19 protein-coding genes are annotated in these 12,387 nt (G+C 39.8%); 9 read left to right on the plus strand and 10 right to left on the minus strand.

The features are described 5' to 3' along the window. Positions 1 to 175 precede the first annotated feature (175 nt). Complete coding sequence (locus tag BVC89_RS05555; protein ID WP_158657797.1) at positions 176 to 781, plus strand: hypothetical protein; 606 nt, start codon at positions 176 to 178, stop codon at positions 779 to 781. Here the strand turns inward: BVC89_RS05555 and BVC89_RS05560 are convergent, their stop codons facing one another. Continuing rightward, positions 782 to 1,120 carry a hypothetical protein gene (locus BVC89_RS05560; RefSeq protein WP_158657798.1) on the minus strand — a complete coding sequence of 113 codons (339 nt, stop codon included), beginning with the start codon at positions 1,118 to 1,120 and terminating at the stop codon, positions 782 to 784. Positions 1,121 to 1,367: 247 nt separating this feature from the next. Between BVC89_RS05560 and BVC89_RS05565 the strand changes: the two genes are divergently transcribed. Genes BVC89_RS05565 through BVC89_RS05575 form a run of 3 tightly spaced genes read left to right on the plus strand, consistent with a single transcriptional unit; the run spans position 1,368 to position 2,403 of the window. Then, positions 1,368 to 1,955, plus strand: a complete 588-nt coding sequence (locus BVC89_RS05565) for a recombinase family protein (RefSeq protein ID WP_086930233.1) — start codon at positions 1,368 to 1,370, stop codon at positions 1,953 to 1,955. Next, on the plus strand, positions 1,952 to 2,167 hold the full coding sequence (locus BVC89_RS05570; protein WP_086930234.1) for a hypothetical protein: 216 nt from the start codon (positions 1,952 to 1,954) through the stop codon (positions 2,165 to 2,167). The genes BVC89_RS05565 and BVC89_RS05570 overlap by 4 nt, the downstream gene beginning before the upstream one ends. 2 nt (positions 2,168 to 2,169) lie before the next feature. Beyond that, positions 2,170 to 2,403: a hypothetical protein gene (locus tag BVC89_RS05575; RefSeq protein ID WP_086930235.1), complete on the plus strand. Its 234-nt coding sequence runs from the start codon at positions 2,170 to 2,172 to the stop codon at positions 2,401 to 2,403. A 36-nt stretch (positions 2,404 to 2,439) separates the two neighbouring features. Here BVC89_RS05575 and BVC89_RS05580 read toward each other — a convergent pair whose 3' ends face one another. Further along, positions 2,440 to 3,744 (minus strand): tyrosine-type recombinase/integrase, encoded by a 1,305-nt coding sequence (locus BVC89_RS05580; RefSeq protein ID WP_086930236.1) that lies wholly within the window; start codon positions 3,742 to 3,744, stop codon positions 2,440 to 2,442. Positions 3,745 to 3,846: 102 nt separating this feature from the next. Here BVC89_RS05580 and BVC89_RS05585 point away from each other — a divergent pair, with 102 nt between their 5' ends. After that, positions 3,847 to 4,116: a hypothetical protein gene (locus tag BVC89_RS05585; RefSeq protein WP_158657799.1), complete on the plus strand. Its 270-nt coding sequence runs from the start codon at positions 3,847 to 3,849 to the stop codon at positions 4,114 to 4,116. 65 nt (positions 4,117 to 4,181) lie between these two features. Here the strand turns inward: BVC89_RS05585 and BVC89_RS05590 are convergent, their stop codons facing one another. The 5 genes from BVC89_RS05590 to BVC89_RS05605 form a co-directional block, all read right to left on the minus strand. Continuing rightward, the gene (locus BVC89_RS05590) at positions 4,182 to 4,445 is read right to left on the minus strand and encodes a helix-turn-helix transcriptional regulator (RefSeq protein WP_086930238.1); all 264 of its coding nucleotides are present in this window, start codon (positions 4,443 to 4,445) and stop codon (positions 4,182 to 4,184) included. 4 nt (positions 4,446 to 4,449) lie between these two features. Next, complete coding sequence (locus BVC89_RS29565; RefSeq protein ID WP_158657800.1) at positions 4,450 to 4,659, minus strand: hypothetical protein; 210 nt, start codon at positions 4,657 to 4,659, stop codon at positions 4,450 to 4,452. Positions 4,660 to 5,089: 430 nt separating this feature from the next. After that, positions 5,090 to 5,446, minus strand: a complete 357-nt coding sequence (locus BVC89_RS05595) for an immunity protein YezG family protein (protein WP_086930239.1) — start codon at positions 5,444 to 5,446, stop codon at positions 5,090 to 5,092. Between the two features lie 2 nt (positions 5,447 to 5,448). Further along, a complete protein-coding gene (locus BVC89_RS30105) occupies positions 5,449 to 6,624 on the minus strand; it encodes a DNA/RNA non-specific endonuclease (protein WP_216825095.1) in 1,176 nt (391 codons plus the stop codon). 374 nt (positions 6,625 to 6,998) lie between these two features. After that, on the minus strand, positions 6,999 to 7,418 hold the full coding sequence (locus tag BVC89_RS05605) for a hypothetical protein (protein WP_086930240.1): 420 nt from the start codon (positions 7,416 to 7,418) through the stop codon (positions 6,999 to 7,001). 248 nt (positions 7,419 to 7,666) lie between these two features. Between BVC89_RS05605 and BVC89_RS29570 the strand changes: the two genes are divergently transcribed. After that, positions 7,667 to 7,822, plus strand: a complete 156-nt coding sequence (locus BVC89_RS29570) for a hypothetical protein (RefSeq protein ID WP_158657801.1) — start codon at positions 7,667 to 7,669, stop codon at positions 7,820 to 7,822. A gap of 289 nt (positions 7,823 to 8,111) precedes the next feature. After that, positions 8,112 to 8,624 carry a mechanosensitive ion channel domain-containing protein gene (locus BVC89_RS05610; protein WP_086930241.1) on the plus strand — a complete coding sequence of 171 codons (513 nt, stop codon included), beginning with the start codon at positions 8,112 to 8,114 and terminating at the stop codon, positions 8,622 to 8,624. A gap of 198 nt (positions 8,625 to 8,822) precedes the next feature. Here BVC89_RS05610 and BVC89_RS05615 read toward each other — a convergent pair whose 3' ends face one another. The 3 genes from BVC89_RS05615 to BVC89_RS05625 all read right to left on the minus strand — a co-directional run bounded on the left by BVC89_RS05615 (position 8,823) and on the right by BVC89_RS05625 (position 11,044). Next, positions 8,823 to 9,401 carry a hypothetical protein gene (locus BVC89_RS05615; RefSeq protein WP_086930242.1) on the minus strand — a complete coding sequence of 193 codons (579 nt, stop codon included), beginning with the start codon at positions 9,399 to 9,401 and terminating at the stop codon, positions 8,823 to 8,825. Positions 9,402 to 9,455: 54 nt separating this feature from the next. Beyond that, entirely contained in the window at positions 9,456 to 9,911 is a 456-nt protein-coding gene (locus BVC89_RS05620; protein WP_086930243.1) for a hypothetical protein, read from the minus strand. Between the two features lie 224 nt (positions 9,912 to 10,135). Then, positions 10,136 to 11,044, minus strand: a complete 909-nt coding sequence (locus tag BVC89_RS05625) for a LysR family transcriptional regulator (RefSeq protein WP_086930244.1) — start codon at positions 11,042 to 11,044, stop codon at positions 10,136 to 10,138. 108 nt (positions 11,045 to 11,152) lie between these two features. On the opposite strand from BVC89_RS05625, the gene BVC89_RS05630 reads away from it, so the two are divergent. Together BVC89_RS05630 and BVC89_RS05635 are read left to right on the plus strand one after the other, a co-directional pair. Beyond that, the gene (locus tag BVC89_RS05630; RefSeq protein ID WP_086930245.1) at positions 11,153 to 11,608 is read left to right on the plus strand and encodes an SgcJ/EcaC family oxidoreductase; all 456 of its coding nucleotides are present in this window, start codon (positions 11,153 to 11,155) and stop codon (positions 11,606 to 11,608) included. Between the two features lie 25 nt (positions 11,609 to 11,633). Continuing rightward, complete coding sequence (locus tag BVC89_RS05635) at positions 11,634 to 12,386, plus strand: VOC family protein (RefSeq protein ID WP_086930246.1); 753 nt, start codon at positions 11,634 to 11,636, stop codon at positions 12,384 to 12,386. Position 12,387 lies beyond the last annotated feature (1 nt).

The raw sequence follows: 12,387 nt of genomic DNA on the forward strand, positions 1-12,387 counted from the left end.
ACTGTAATATTAACTCTTTGTTAAACCCCGTGCTTTAGAATAAATATAACCATTTATTAACGTAATTAACGGGTGGTTGGGACATCGGGGTGAGATATGAGAAAGAATAAGGACATAGTAATCAGATTTAACCCTGTTAAATCTGATTATAATATCTCTATAGAGATATTCGCTTTTGCCCAGATTGCGGGGCGGCATGGATAAAGAGTTTGACCGCATCAACATGCGCGCCCGTCTAAAAAAAATCGATGATGATCATTATGATCTAAATTCTGAACGTTCAGGTCATGAGAATACAGGCCGCATCAAACGTTTTGGCCTTGAAAATAAAACCCGTGAAGAAAAGCAACACAAAGAAGAAAAACGCAAATTATCTGAGCTTGCGCTACTCATGCAAAACCCTGAATATCGGGAAGCGTGGACACATGCAATATCCACTTTAAACGAAGCTGACCAAGCGGTATATGATGCTTTGAATTTGGCAAATGAACATCTATCCAAAGCGCAAAAAGAACACGATGCTTTACAAAGTGAAGCCAGCAAAAAGAAATTAGAAGAAGCTCAAGCGCACTACGACCACATACAAGCGCATGAGCAACGCCTCGGTGACATTCGCGAAGCGTTTGAAGATCAAAATAATCCCTTATCACTTGATGAGATAAAAGCCTTTACCGCAGAAATTCAAGCTATTCATGCGGACGTATCCCCGAAAACGGAGAGCAAGCAGGAACTGGAGGTCACACATGTTAATCCCTCAGCCGTTCCTGATCTTAAATTGTAATCACTTTCGGTACGTCCCACACACACGTTCTGTCAGAGCCAGAAAAATAGCACTGGGATAAGAGTTTGGGTATTTTCTCATGCTTGCCAAAATCAGGCCGTTGCGTTCGGCGCGCTTATCACCAAAATACCAGTCAATCACACATTTCCCAGTCTCTTCGCTTTTCCCTGATGCAACTAATCCCAAAGCGTGCATTGCACCTTGTATCCAAAATTTTTGATGTGCCTCTGGCAAATTTAAAAAATCCTTATTCTGAAATCCTTCGGCATAGGCCATTCCCATAGGCTTACATGCCGCGAGGAAGAAAAATACAAACATACAAATCATTAAATATTTCAAGAGAGCTTACCGCCTGTCATCAAGGGCGCTCAACTTATGCAAACAGGACAAAAGGGAACCCTTTTGTCACAATTCCATAAGACTAATTTTTCCTTAAAATGCGGGATTTTATAGGCGTTTTTGACGTCATAAACTCCTTTTTTCATTGACTCGGCGTATTTATGTCTATACGACAAAAGGGTTCCCTTTTGTCTACCCTTTAAGAGCAAGAGGTATTTAAAAATTATTGTGAAAAAGGTAAAAACCTATGGCACTTATTGGCTATGCGCGGGTCAGCACGAAAGAACAAAATCTTGATCTGCAACTCCATGCACTCAAAAAAGCCGGGTGCGACATTATTTATAAAGATTTTGGCGTGTCTGCCACCGCATTGCATAGGCCGCAGTTCGAGCGTGTCTTAGATATTCTTAAAGCCGATGATGTTTTGGTGATGTGGAAAATGGATCGCGCTTTTCGTTCGGTTAAACATGCGCTTGATATATTAGAACTCTTTGATATGCGGGGTATCAAGATGCGTAGCCTGACCGAGCATATTGAAACCAGTAGTGCTATAGGAAGATGCTTATATATTCTCAGTAACAGCTTCGCCCAGCTTGAAATAGATTTAAATGCAGAGCGCACCACAGACGGTATGACGATTGCCAAAGAAAAAGGGGTTCATGTTGGCAGACCGCGCAAGCTTCTGCCTGCCATGTCTTCTTTTATCCGCTATGTCTTAGCGTGGCAACCCGACATCACCCACCGACAAATCGCCGCTCATTTTGGCATATCCACGCGGACACTGAGCCGTGAATTAAATGCTCAAGCCGATCCAGTATTGGAGTATGCACAATGAGCCATGATCCCCGCTGTTTAAGCCCCCAAGAGGATGAACTTGAGATGATCAAGCAAATTGGCCATTACCGTGATTATCTTATTCTCTATGCGGATATGATCGCCGAGCTTTCACGTTCGCAAAAACATATACAGCGTCTTGTGATCGGCAAAGACCTATCCCCATTTGAACAAACTCTGCGTAACCATATCGAACAATTTAGAAAGGAATGAAGATGGATTTTTATCAAAATGAATATAATGCCATTTATGTACATCTTTGTACGCAGTTAAAGCTTACCGAGGCTTACGCAAAACGTGTGGCGAAGATCGCTGCATACGGCATTGCCAACGATCTAAGCAAAGCGGAAATCATTAAAGACCTCAGCATCCTTGCTATCACTTATCCGACTGACAGCAAAGAATATGCGGTAACACTCGACATTATCAGGGTGACATTAGAGGACTAAGCTTTGTAACCTTTTAGGTTTTAGTCTTCATCAATATTATAGTAGTCCTGATTGTTTTACCTGTTTTCTCATCTCATCTAGTGAGGGAACATCATCTACATACTTACAATGAATAACCTGTTCTAGAATAAATTGCCATACATCCGCAGCTTTGCGTTTTTCAAAGTCATAGGAATATTGTACATAAACTTCACCTGTTACATCGTTATCACCATCATTGTGATTAAGCATCAAGCGAGCATACAGTTTAGGCAGGCCAACAGCCGTTATCCATGTAGCTGCGCTGCGCCTTAAATCATGAGGCTTAAAGTCTGTTATATTTAATTTATCTTTATTCTTGCGTGTTACTTGAGAAAACGCAGTTTGACCAAGAGGAATTAAATCAGGCTTAGGTTGTTTTGGAGCTTTAGAAGCGCGGGTTGCGCCAAAAACATAAGGGCAAGCCTCCGTAAAGACCATTGCTTGTTTGATAAGTTGGTGCGCTAAGGGCGTTAAAGGCACGCGGTGTATTGTATTATTTTTTGTATCGCTCATATGCATATGCCAGATGTTATCTTGAATAGCATCATGGCGCATAAAGCGTACCTCATTACTGCGTTGCATGGACACCAATAAAAACTTAAGCGCTTTTGCGGTAACAGGTGAAGAGCAATCTTCAACATTGTGCCAAAAGTGCCAGATTTCCTGAAAACTTAAAACTCGTTCTCTAACACCTGCTTCACCAAGCGATTCAATATCGTTGACAGGATTGTTTGTAACAACGTTTTTGTGCTTCTTTTTCGCTAGTTCAAATGCTTGGCTGATGTAAACTAGTGTGTGTTTGACGGCTGACCTGCCGCCACGCGAAGCATTTTTTTGTTTTGCAGCGCTTTTTAAAATATTGGTTTGAATATCGTCAATATCGCTACTTGTGACGCTATTAAGAGGTTTATTGCCTATAACAGGTACTGCGTGGCAGTTTAAGATTTTTATTTCATGATCTATTGTAGCTTTACCTTTAAGGCGCATGACTTCTTCATATGTGGGTAAAAAATCAGCAAACGTTGGTATACCTTTATTGGCCTCTTTTTTTTGTTGAATTTCTTCAACTGGATCACGCCGGTAATCATTTACTTGTTCATAATATTCATCATATTGTCGGCGTGCCTTGCGGATAGAATATTGCGGATATTTACCTAAGGTGAGCCAGCGGCTTTTGCGCCCAAGCATATATTTATAAACAAAGGTTTTTGTTCCATTAGGAGTAAGACGCAGCCCAAATCCAGCACTATCGTCACACCAGAAGACTTGACGTTTATCTGAGGGTTCTAGATTGCGAATAACAGAGTCGATAAACTTCATGACGTCACCTTTCCTTGTGCTGTTACTTTTGGAGTCAGCTAGTCCAAATCCTTTTTGGGCTACTCACTGGGCTACTCAAATTACCCTTACAATATGGTCATAATGAGGCAGTATGTACAACAAAAAAGCGAATTAACTTGTTGTTTATTAACATTTTTATTGGTTTATCTTGGGAAAATTTATCTTGCTGAAGAAATAAGGCTTTCCAATGCCTTAAAAGCCTTTGTCACTAAGGCACATATCAATTATTTAAATGTTAAAGCGTTTGACTACGAATCAAAAGGTCGGGGGTTCGACTCCTCCCGGGCGCGCCATTTTTTCCTAAGTTTTTCAATGGTTTATGCAAGGAGTGGCTTTATGGCAAAAGTTTGAAAAAACCTCAGGCTACTCATTGGGCTACTCACTTAGTGTGGGACAGAATCGGTTAAACAGTATTCTTATTGCTGGTAATTATGCGGATCATCAAGCCAGATTTGGATGTCATGTAAGCGAAAGGCTTTGCGGATGGCATTATCTTGCTTGGATAGCTTTTGCGGTTTTGGGAATGTACCATTATATACCCGGCGATCAATCTCCTGCCGGGACAAACTACAGAGCTTTGTCACTGTTTTGATTGAAACAAGCGCATTAGTCTGTAGCATAAGTGCTGCGGTAAGTTGGGCTTCAAACTCTGATTTTGAATTTTTAGATGTACTTACCACGCTGTCATACCTCCAAATCCAAACATATGTGCGTTAGGGAATGGAGGTCTTGCAATGATGAGCTGTTCATTCCCTGATAGGTGTTGCTCTCATAACTTGGCGGGCAGTTTAGAGTTTCTGATACTAATGGCAGATCACCTCCCAAATTCATCAAATTGGCTAAATCTCCATAGACACACACATGGGGCTTTTGTGCGGTGCGTTCTGTCATCATTATTAGTCCTGTTGCGTTGAGTGATAAAAGGATAACAGGTTCATGATGAGTGAACGGGAAAGTATTTTAGAAAATGGTAGCAAGGCGCAGTACAACTTTTGAGCAGTCACTTCTCTGCTGTATATGTGGGGTTAAGGTGCTGGATCATCTGGTCGGTAAACCTCTGGTACTTCGGCCTCTAGATAGGTGTTCCATTCCTCTAACGTCTCGAAGAATTGGTTCGAACTTTTACTAAAGCTCTCCGCCATTTATTTCTACCCTTTATTCCCCTTTATCAATAAAATCAAGCACTTACATACTGCGCTAAAAAAGCGTCTTACCCTATAACCCCCTTTTTTACCCTATAAAGTGGACTCCTTTTGGACACCCAAAAAGCACAAAAAAACCAGCTATTGAGCTGGCTTTAGAGTGGGCTATTGTTGTTGAATTTTTAGTCTTTAGATAGGGCTTCTATTTCATCTGCTAAGGATTGATCCCATTCGAAATTAATTTCAAATTCTCCTTGAGGCTTTAAAACAAACTTGGCCTTGTTCCATTTATTGGCACCGCCTTCTGTGGTGATTTCATGCAACTTATGAAAATTCTTAACCAGCATTCGTCTATTCTTAAATTCACGAAACTTGAACGAATTAAACTGACCTTGCTTACTAGTCCACCCACCAGAAAAGCCTATTGTATCTCCGGCTTCGCGCTCAACATCTAAATGTGACAGGCTCCAGTCATCAGGTATATTATTTATCATTTCTTGAGCTACAGACTTGTATATATGATCAACTGTTGTTTCCATTGCTAGCCTCCCGCAACATTTTCAAAAGTTCTAAATTTCTCTTTACCATCTACTTCGTAGAACACTTCAAAAGCTTCTGGTCGTTTACTATCGCCTTCGTATATGATGTCAATATCAACAATAACTACCTCTGGAGGGTCTTTTTTTAGAGCCTCAGCCCACGAATTTTCCATTCGCTTCCAAGCCCCTTTATTAAGGTTGCCATCCATTGCCGCATAGTTAATTTGCTCACCTGGCCCGTTGAAAATCGAGGCGATAATATGACCGCCCTCGTCATCAGCTAAACCATCCTTAATCCCGTCCTCCTTACCTGCTTTGGTTTGCTGGTAGGTGTTTCTATCGCGCTTCTCTAAGTCTAACGTACCCGATACACGATTAATACGGCCTTGGTCATCGGTCTCATAGAGGTACGGGCCTACTTGGTACTTATGTTCGGGCTTAAGCTTACCGTTAAGCTCAGCATTCCAGTTGCCTTTTTCACCAGGATCTAACACGGTGACATCATCCTTTTTAGGTGTGTTGTTTACTGGTGTTTGTCCTGGCGTACTGGTTTGAGGCTGTGCTGTTGGCTTAGAGGGTGATTCCGGCGCAAGCGGCACAGGTTTATGCACATGATTCTCAACGGTTGAGGAAGACTCACCCGTTGCGGACATTTTAGGCTTATAAGAAAAACTGTATGCTCGTAATTTACCAGAAGCTAAATAGGATTTTATTTTATCTTGTAATCCATCGTCTAAAGGTGAATATCCTTCTACTATTCCAGCATGATTTAAACAGCGCTTCCAGTACGACGCATCAGCTTTCACCGTCGCCATAATCGTTTGCGCTTTCTCACTGTCTAACATTGTCATGCCGTCTAATGCTTCGGAAGGGAGGCTTTCCGGCCCTTGAAAAAATACATAGCCGGTACCTTTACCGTTATGCGTGACGGGTGCACTATCTTTACTCGGCAACTCGTAAAAGCGTACATTTTGATTATATAGACAATGTGCAATCATGCTCCATGAAGCATCATGGGGTAACACATCATGAATAAATGTTTTCCAAAATGACTGTGAATAGCCACCGTAGCCTGTAATAAAGTTTTGTAATGAGAGCGGTTCACGAAACTTTTTTAATGTAGCGGCGGGATGGGGTTGTTCAAAGCTACGGGATATTACTTGTATATAGCTGAACATGACGCGAATAATTCGAGGGTGAATAGCGGTATCCTCCTTAATGCCTGATCATGATAGAAAATCTTTACTTGTACCCATAAGATACAAATACTAGAGGCGCAAAATTCTACATGTCATTGAAATATAGCCCAAGGAGCATGGGCGTCATAATAAAATTTTTAATGTCAATTTTTTTCATATGTGATCGTTGACACTTTTTTAATCTAACATTGTTTTCGAACCTTGCGAATCCTTGCCCCTTTAGTGCAGGGTTGGTAAAAACCTTTTAAAAACCGGCCTTTACTATCGCGACCTTTACGGGCTTTTTTTGTGGTTCTTGTGCTTCGTCTTTTCATCTTTTCATTTTTCCTTATTTATTAAGCTCCGGGTTTACATTACGCTAGCACAATACCATCTTGAATGGTTGTATCATCGTAATGATTTTCAAAGCGTGAACCGTTTTCAAAAACAGTAATGGCTTTTATTAATTCAAACATCCTACGATTCACCTCTAAAGGTTGATCAGGTGAGACATCTAAACGTCTTGCCACAAACCTAATATAATTTGCGGTATGGTTTTCACTTGCGGGAGCATAGGTGTTAATAATATCTCGCACCGTTAAAACACCGCGCCGCTGATAGCTTCTCAATGTTCTTGCCATCGCTCTAAAACCGTATTCAGGGGAGTTAAACTGTACAAAGTCTTTATCATTTTGAATGGCTTGTATCCCTTCCCATTCGATTTCATTACGGCGAATATTGCCGACATTTACTGCGAATACCTCGCAGTAAATGTCGGCGTGATATCTATACAATTCCCATTAACCCTAATCCTATAAAAAATAAAATATTCATTAGCGAATTAAACGTATAATAAGTGTTGTGGTCTGACTACCAATAAACGCGATGATCTCTAGACTAATAATAAAAACTAGCCTTCGACTTGAATATGCTTGTCTTCATTGGGTTGTAAGGTGAATTCTCCTAACATAATGATGAAACCTACATTTCTGCTTATTTTTTTCTTGAGCGTATTAAAACCGTCGTAGTGACAACGCCCGCGATGCCAAAAGCGATTAATAAAGTAAGTGTTGTGGTGCTGGTGCCTTTAGTAACGGATTTGGCGATCGCTCGTATTTTTGAAAACGCGTTGGCTTGTAAGCGCTTGCGCCTTTCTGATGTAATGTGTAATGGCATTGGAAAGAGTAAAGCTGTTTAGTAAACTTATGTTTACTTATATATTACCGAGCTTAGAACCGATGGTTCTGGCAATAGTGTATTGCTCTTAATGTATAAAAAATATACTGTATGCAGGTTTATGCTTAAGGCCGACTTGAGCCACCTACAAGAGACCATGGAGTTTCGTTATCACTCTGTCTTTAAGCAGGATGGTTTCAACGGGTAGATTAGCGTAAAACGCCACATTTGAAATTAATTCAAAGCTAGAGTTAGAATTAAGTAGGCTTACATGAAAAGTTTGGTGCTTTATAGGAGCTAATAGATAGAAAATGAGAATTTTTATTATTATTTTACTAGTAATTGTCGCTTTTTCGATAAGTGTGAAGTTGTCAAATTCGGCGATAGCTAAGTTTGCATCTTCTCGATCCGTCAGCCCTTATCGGACAAAATATATTGCAAAGACTATAAGCATGTCTTTAATGGTTTTTTATTCGATTCTCTTGATCACTTTTTTAGGTGTTGAGTATTCACAAATTTCTATTTTTCTATCTTCTATATTTGCTGTTCTTGGTGTTGCGCTTTTTGCTCAATGGTCAATTCTCAGTAATATTACGGCAAGCCTTGTTATATTTTTCGGTTTCCCTTATCGGGTTGGTGATAGAATTCGTGTGGTTGACAAAGACGATGATATTGCAGGGGTAATAGAAGAGATTACTCTCTTCCATGTTCTTATAAAGAAGGGGAACGAATTAATAACTTACCCTAATACATTAATCTTACAAAAAGCTGTTATAAAAGAGTCAGATCTTGATGCTTCGTCTCAGCAAGTTAAAGGTGACTGAAGTTTTATATGCTAAAAATTTAATAACTAGTCAAATTATTAAGTTTTCTGTGAACTATATTGAGTTTTAATCGTTTAACGCCTTATATGTTAAATTGTTGTTAACAAGTAATAGTGTCGATGCTATCTTCTTTAATAATTACTTCCTTATAGCTAAGTCAAACTAAATATTATAGATATTTAGTGTATGAGGTTATTTCTATTGGTCGGGTAGTATGTAAGCGCCTACATCTGTTGGTGGTGGATTACCTTTGCTTTTTAATTCGATCCCTTTAGTTTTGTGAAATAATACTATTCTATTTATAGCAATCTGTTTTTCAATGCTATCTTGATTTACTTGTTGGGCAAAATCTCCTTTTGCAATAGCCTTTACACTTAGTGTAGTTGCGCATATTTCTGTACAATTACTTTCCTCATTGATTAGGTTTATTTGATCTGCGTACGGCCCAATACCCTGTTGCTCAAAATTATTATAACTTGGCTCTACATTGTTGTGGCTTAGTTCTACAGAATTGGATTCTTCATAAACTTCACTATCTGTAGATTTTTCCTTGTTAATATTGCTATATTTATCTATATCCATATTGATAGACCCCTTTGAAATTTCATTTTTTGAAGATTGAAAAATGTGTTTGTCGTTTTTTGCTTTCGTATCCTGCAAAAGAGATTTTTTATATTGGCTTCTTGTGAAATCGAAAAATGGAAATGAAAAAATAACTATTAGTATAAAAGTAAATGTAACTAGCATATAAAATTTTGATGTTGGTGTAGCTTTCATTATTTATCCTTTAGTTATAGCGGAGAGTTAAAGTTTCTCCGCTATAGGTGATTGTCAGTCAATAAACGTTACACTGCAGTCTGCGTTATATTGATTCCATGAGAGCAACGAGAAGCTAGAATTTGTATCTCCTAGATTTGTCCAGGCACTATAGTTTCCATCTGTAAAATAGCAGGCCCAGGCTTGCTCGATATGTTGTGTTCCGCCATTACCACTTGTACCCTGTGTGTCACCTGAAGAGTCGCGCCAGTTTCCGTTGTCTTCGTTGTAGAAGAATAATGTTTCTCTTGAAGCTGTGCGGCGTAAACCATCCCAGTCATACATTGAAATTCTAATCTTACATCCATCTGAATCTGCACATAAATTCGTTACAACACTCTCGGGAATGTTTACACTGGTGCCTCTTTGATGTTTAAACGCTGTGTAGGTATATCTATCGACTGCATATGTATTTATCGAAAAAATACCTAATAAGAAAAAAGTCGTTAGCGTTAATTTTGAAAGTTTCATGATAAGAATCCGTTAATTAATCAATGAATAGAAAGTTTGCTGATTTATTAGCAATCTAAAGATAGAGGATAGAAATAAAGAGATGGCAATAGAGATGACATTTTTTAAATTATTTTTAAAAAGTAATAATTTTTATTTTTTATAACATACCTAATGTAGAGCCTTAGGTTGTTTTTCGCGAAGCTAGAATATTATGTAGTGTGATGTTTTCGTAAAAAACAGTTTTAATCATCAAGGCTGGCGGTAGTCATTGCTTCCTCAATTGCTGTAATAACTTCTAATACAGATAAAGGAGGTAGTTTTTCATAAACATGTACGGCGTAAATAGGAAGAGGCTTAAGATTGTATTCTGGCAGTAGGCGTACTAGTAGACCTTTTTTTAAATCTTGTGCTATCGCAATATCTGGTAATAGTGCCACGCCTAAGCCTTCCCGAGCGAAGCTAGCGAGTGCTTCGATGGTGTTACATTTAACTGTGGGTTGAAAGCTGAGTCGAAGTGTTTTTCCCGTCTGTTTTGAAGTAAGTTCTACTGATGTTGTTTCTCCTTCACGAAAATGCGCGATATAAGGTAAGTTTTGTAGATTCTCTTCCAATACTTCTTGGTTGTTTGTTAGCTCGTTAAAAAGTCCGGGGCTTAGACATAGTGTGTCTTGCAATGTGCCTACTCGCCTGGCTTTTAAATTACTATCGGGTAGGTCGCCTACGGAAATTGCAATATCAATTCCATTGCCAATAAGGTCAAGCCGCTTATCGTCAGCGATAACCTTTGGTATGAGTCTAGGAAAACGCTTGCGTACTTTAAGTAATGCTGGTGCTATTATCGGCGTCATCATGGCGTGAGGTGCAGTAATTGTGATTGGCCCGGCGGGTGCGGCACCGAAGTCTTCCATTTCCGTGCTCGCCCGGTTTGAAAGTGCGAGCATTTCCTTACAGCGTTTGTAATAGCGCTCACCCGCTGGTGTGAGCGAGAGTTGCCTGGTGGTGCGAGCTGCGAGTTTGACGCCCAGTTGCTCTTCTAGCCTTTTCAGGTTTTGGCTAACAGCCGATTTTGCGAGGTTTAAGGTATCTGCTGCTTTAGTTATAGAGCCTGCTTCGACAATGGTGACAAAGGTAAGAGGTAGCGCAGAAAGCATAAGCTATTGTTCTTTTTTTGTGAACATTTATTTCAAATAATAGCAGTTTATTAAACAAAGTGACATTCCTATTATATCTACATCGACAATATGAAATCGGAGATGACTATGAAAAACTTAATAACACTTATGACTGCAGCTACTTTGCTAATAAATGCAGGCTCTACTTTTGCTGATAAGGCAAGCGCTAAGGCGCAACAGGATTTTGATGTGCAAACAGCTGTGGCTGTTGGTAGCAAGGCTTGGCGAGATGCCTTTAACGCCGGTGATGCTAAAGCGGCGGCCGCACTTTACGAGGAAGATGCGATAATGGTCGTCAAACCATTTGGGGAGTATAAAGGCCGGAAGGCAATTCAAGCTTTCTGGGAAGATATTATTGCAAAGGGCTTTGATGATGTTATTTATATTAAGCCAAACACTAAAGTGATGAATGATACGTCTGCGAGTATTTCAGCTGGCTGGACGATGAATAATGCCAGTGGTGTGATCACTAATGAACTATGGGTTGTTCAGCCTAATGGTAAAGCGCTAATGCGTGAGGATCATTTTGAAATTGCTCAATAAAGCCAGCTGAATAAGGAGAAGTAGTATGCCTAAAATTGAGACGCTTGACTTATATGTCAATGAACCACAAATCCATAAGCAATTCTACATCGATATACTCGAAATGCATGAACTTGCGAATGGTCGGGTAGGTTACAGTGAAGAACAGATGGGCATACGCTTTGTCCAGTCTCAGGGGGAATATGAGCATCGACAAGCGGATTTGTATTGGAAGTTTGCTATTGCAGTTCCCGATCTTGATTTAGCCTATAGACAGCTGATTGCGAAGGGGATTGATGTTACCGCACCTCGCCAATTTCGTGATGTGGGCTATCTAACAAAAATTATCGCGCCAGAGGGGTTTGTTATAGAGTTAATACAGCATGTTTTTGAAGGGGAATCATCTTTAGTTGTGTCAAACTGCTCACGCTTGGGTGGAGGCCCATCGGTAAACTTATTGACCTTGCGTTGTCATGATATAAACCAGGTCGATGATTTTTGTATTAACAAACTTGGTATGCAGCCTTTGTCTGTGCAATCAGTAGAACCTTATGGCTTCACACTTTACTTTTATGCTTTCACTGAAGAATCGCCACCCGATTCAGATTTAAATGCGGTGGTAAATCGTAGCTGGGTATATCAGCGTCCGTACACCGTACTTGAAGTGCAGCATTTACATAACACAAACGTTATCAAGCAACCCCAAAAAAATGACGTTGGTTATGGTGGGGCTATTATTACCGGCATGTCATTTGATAAAGGTAATATCTTGGGGTTGATGAGTGAAAACTACATGTAAG

Origin of the sequence: Agarilytica rhodophyticola (assembly GCF_002157225.2) — a bacterium.
Lineage (GTDB): Bacteria > Pseudomonadota > Gammaproteobacteria > Pseudomonadales > Cellvibrionaceae > Agarilytica > Agarilytica rhodophyticola.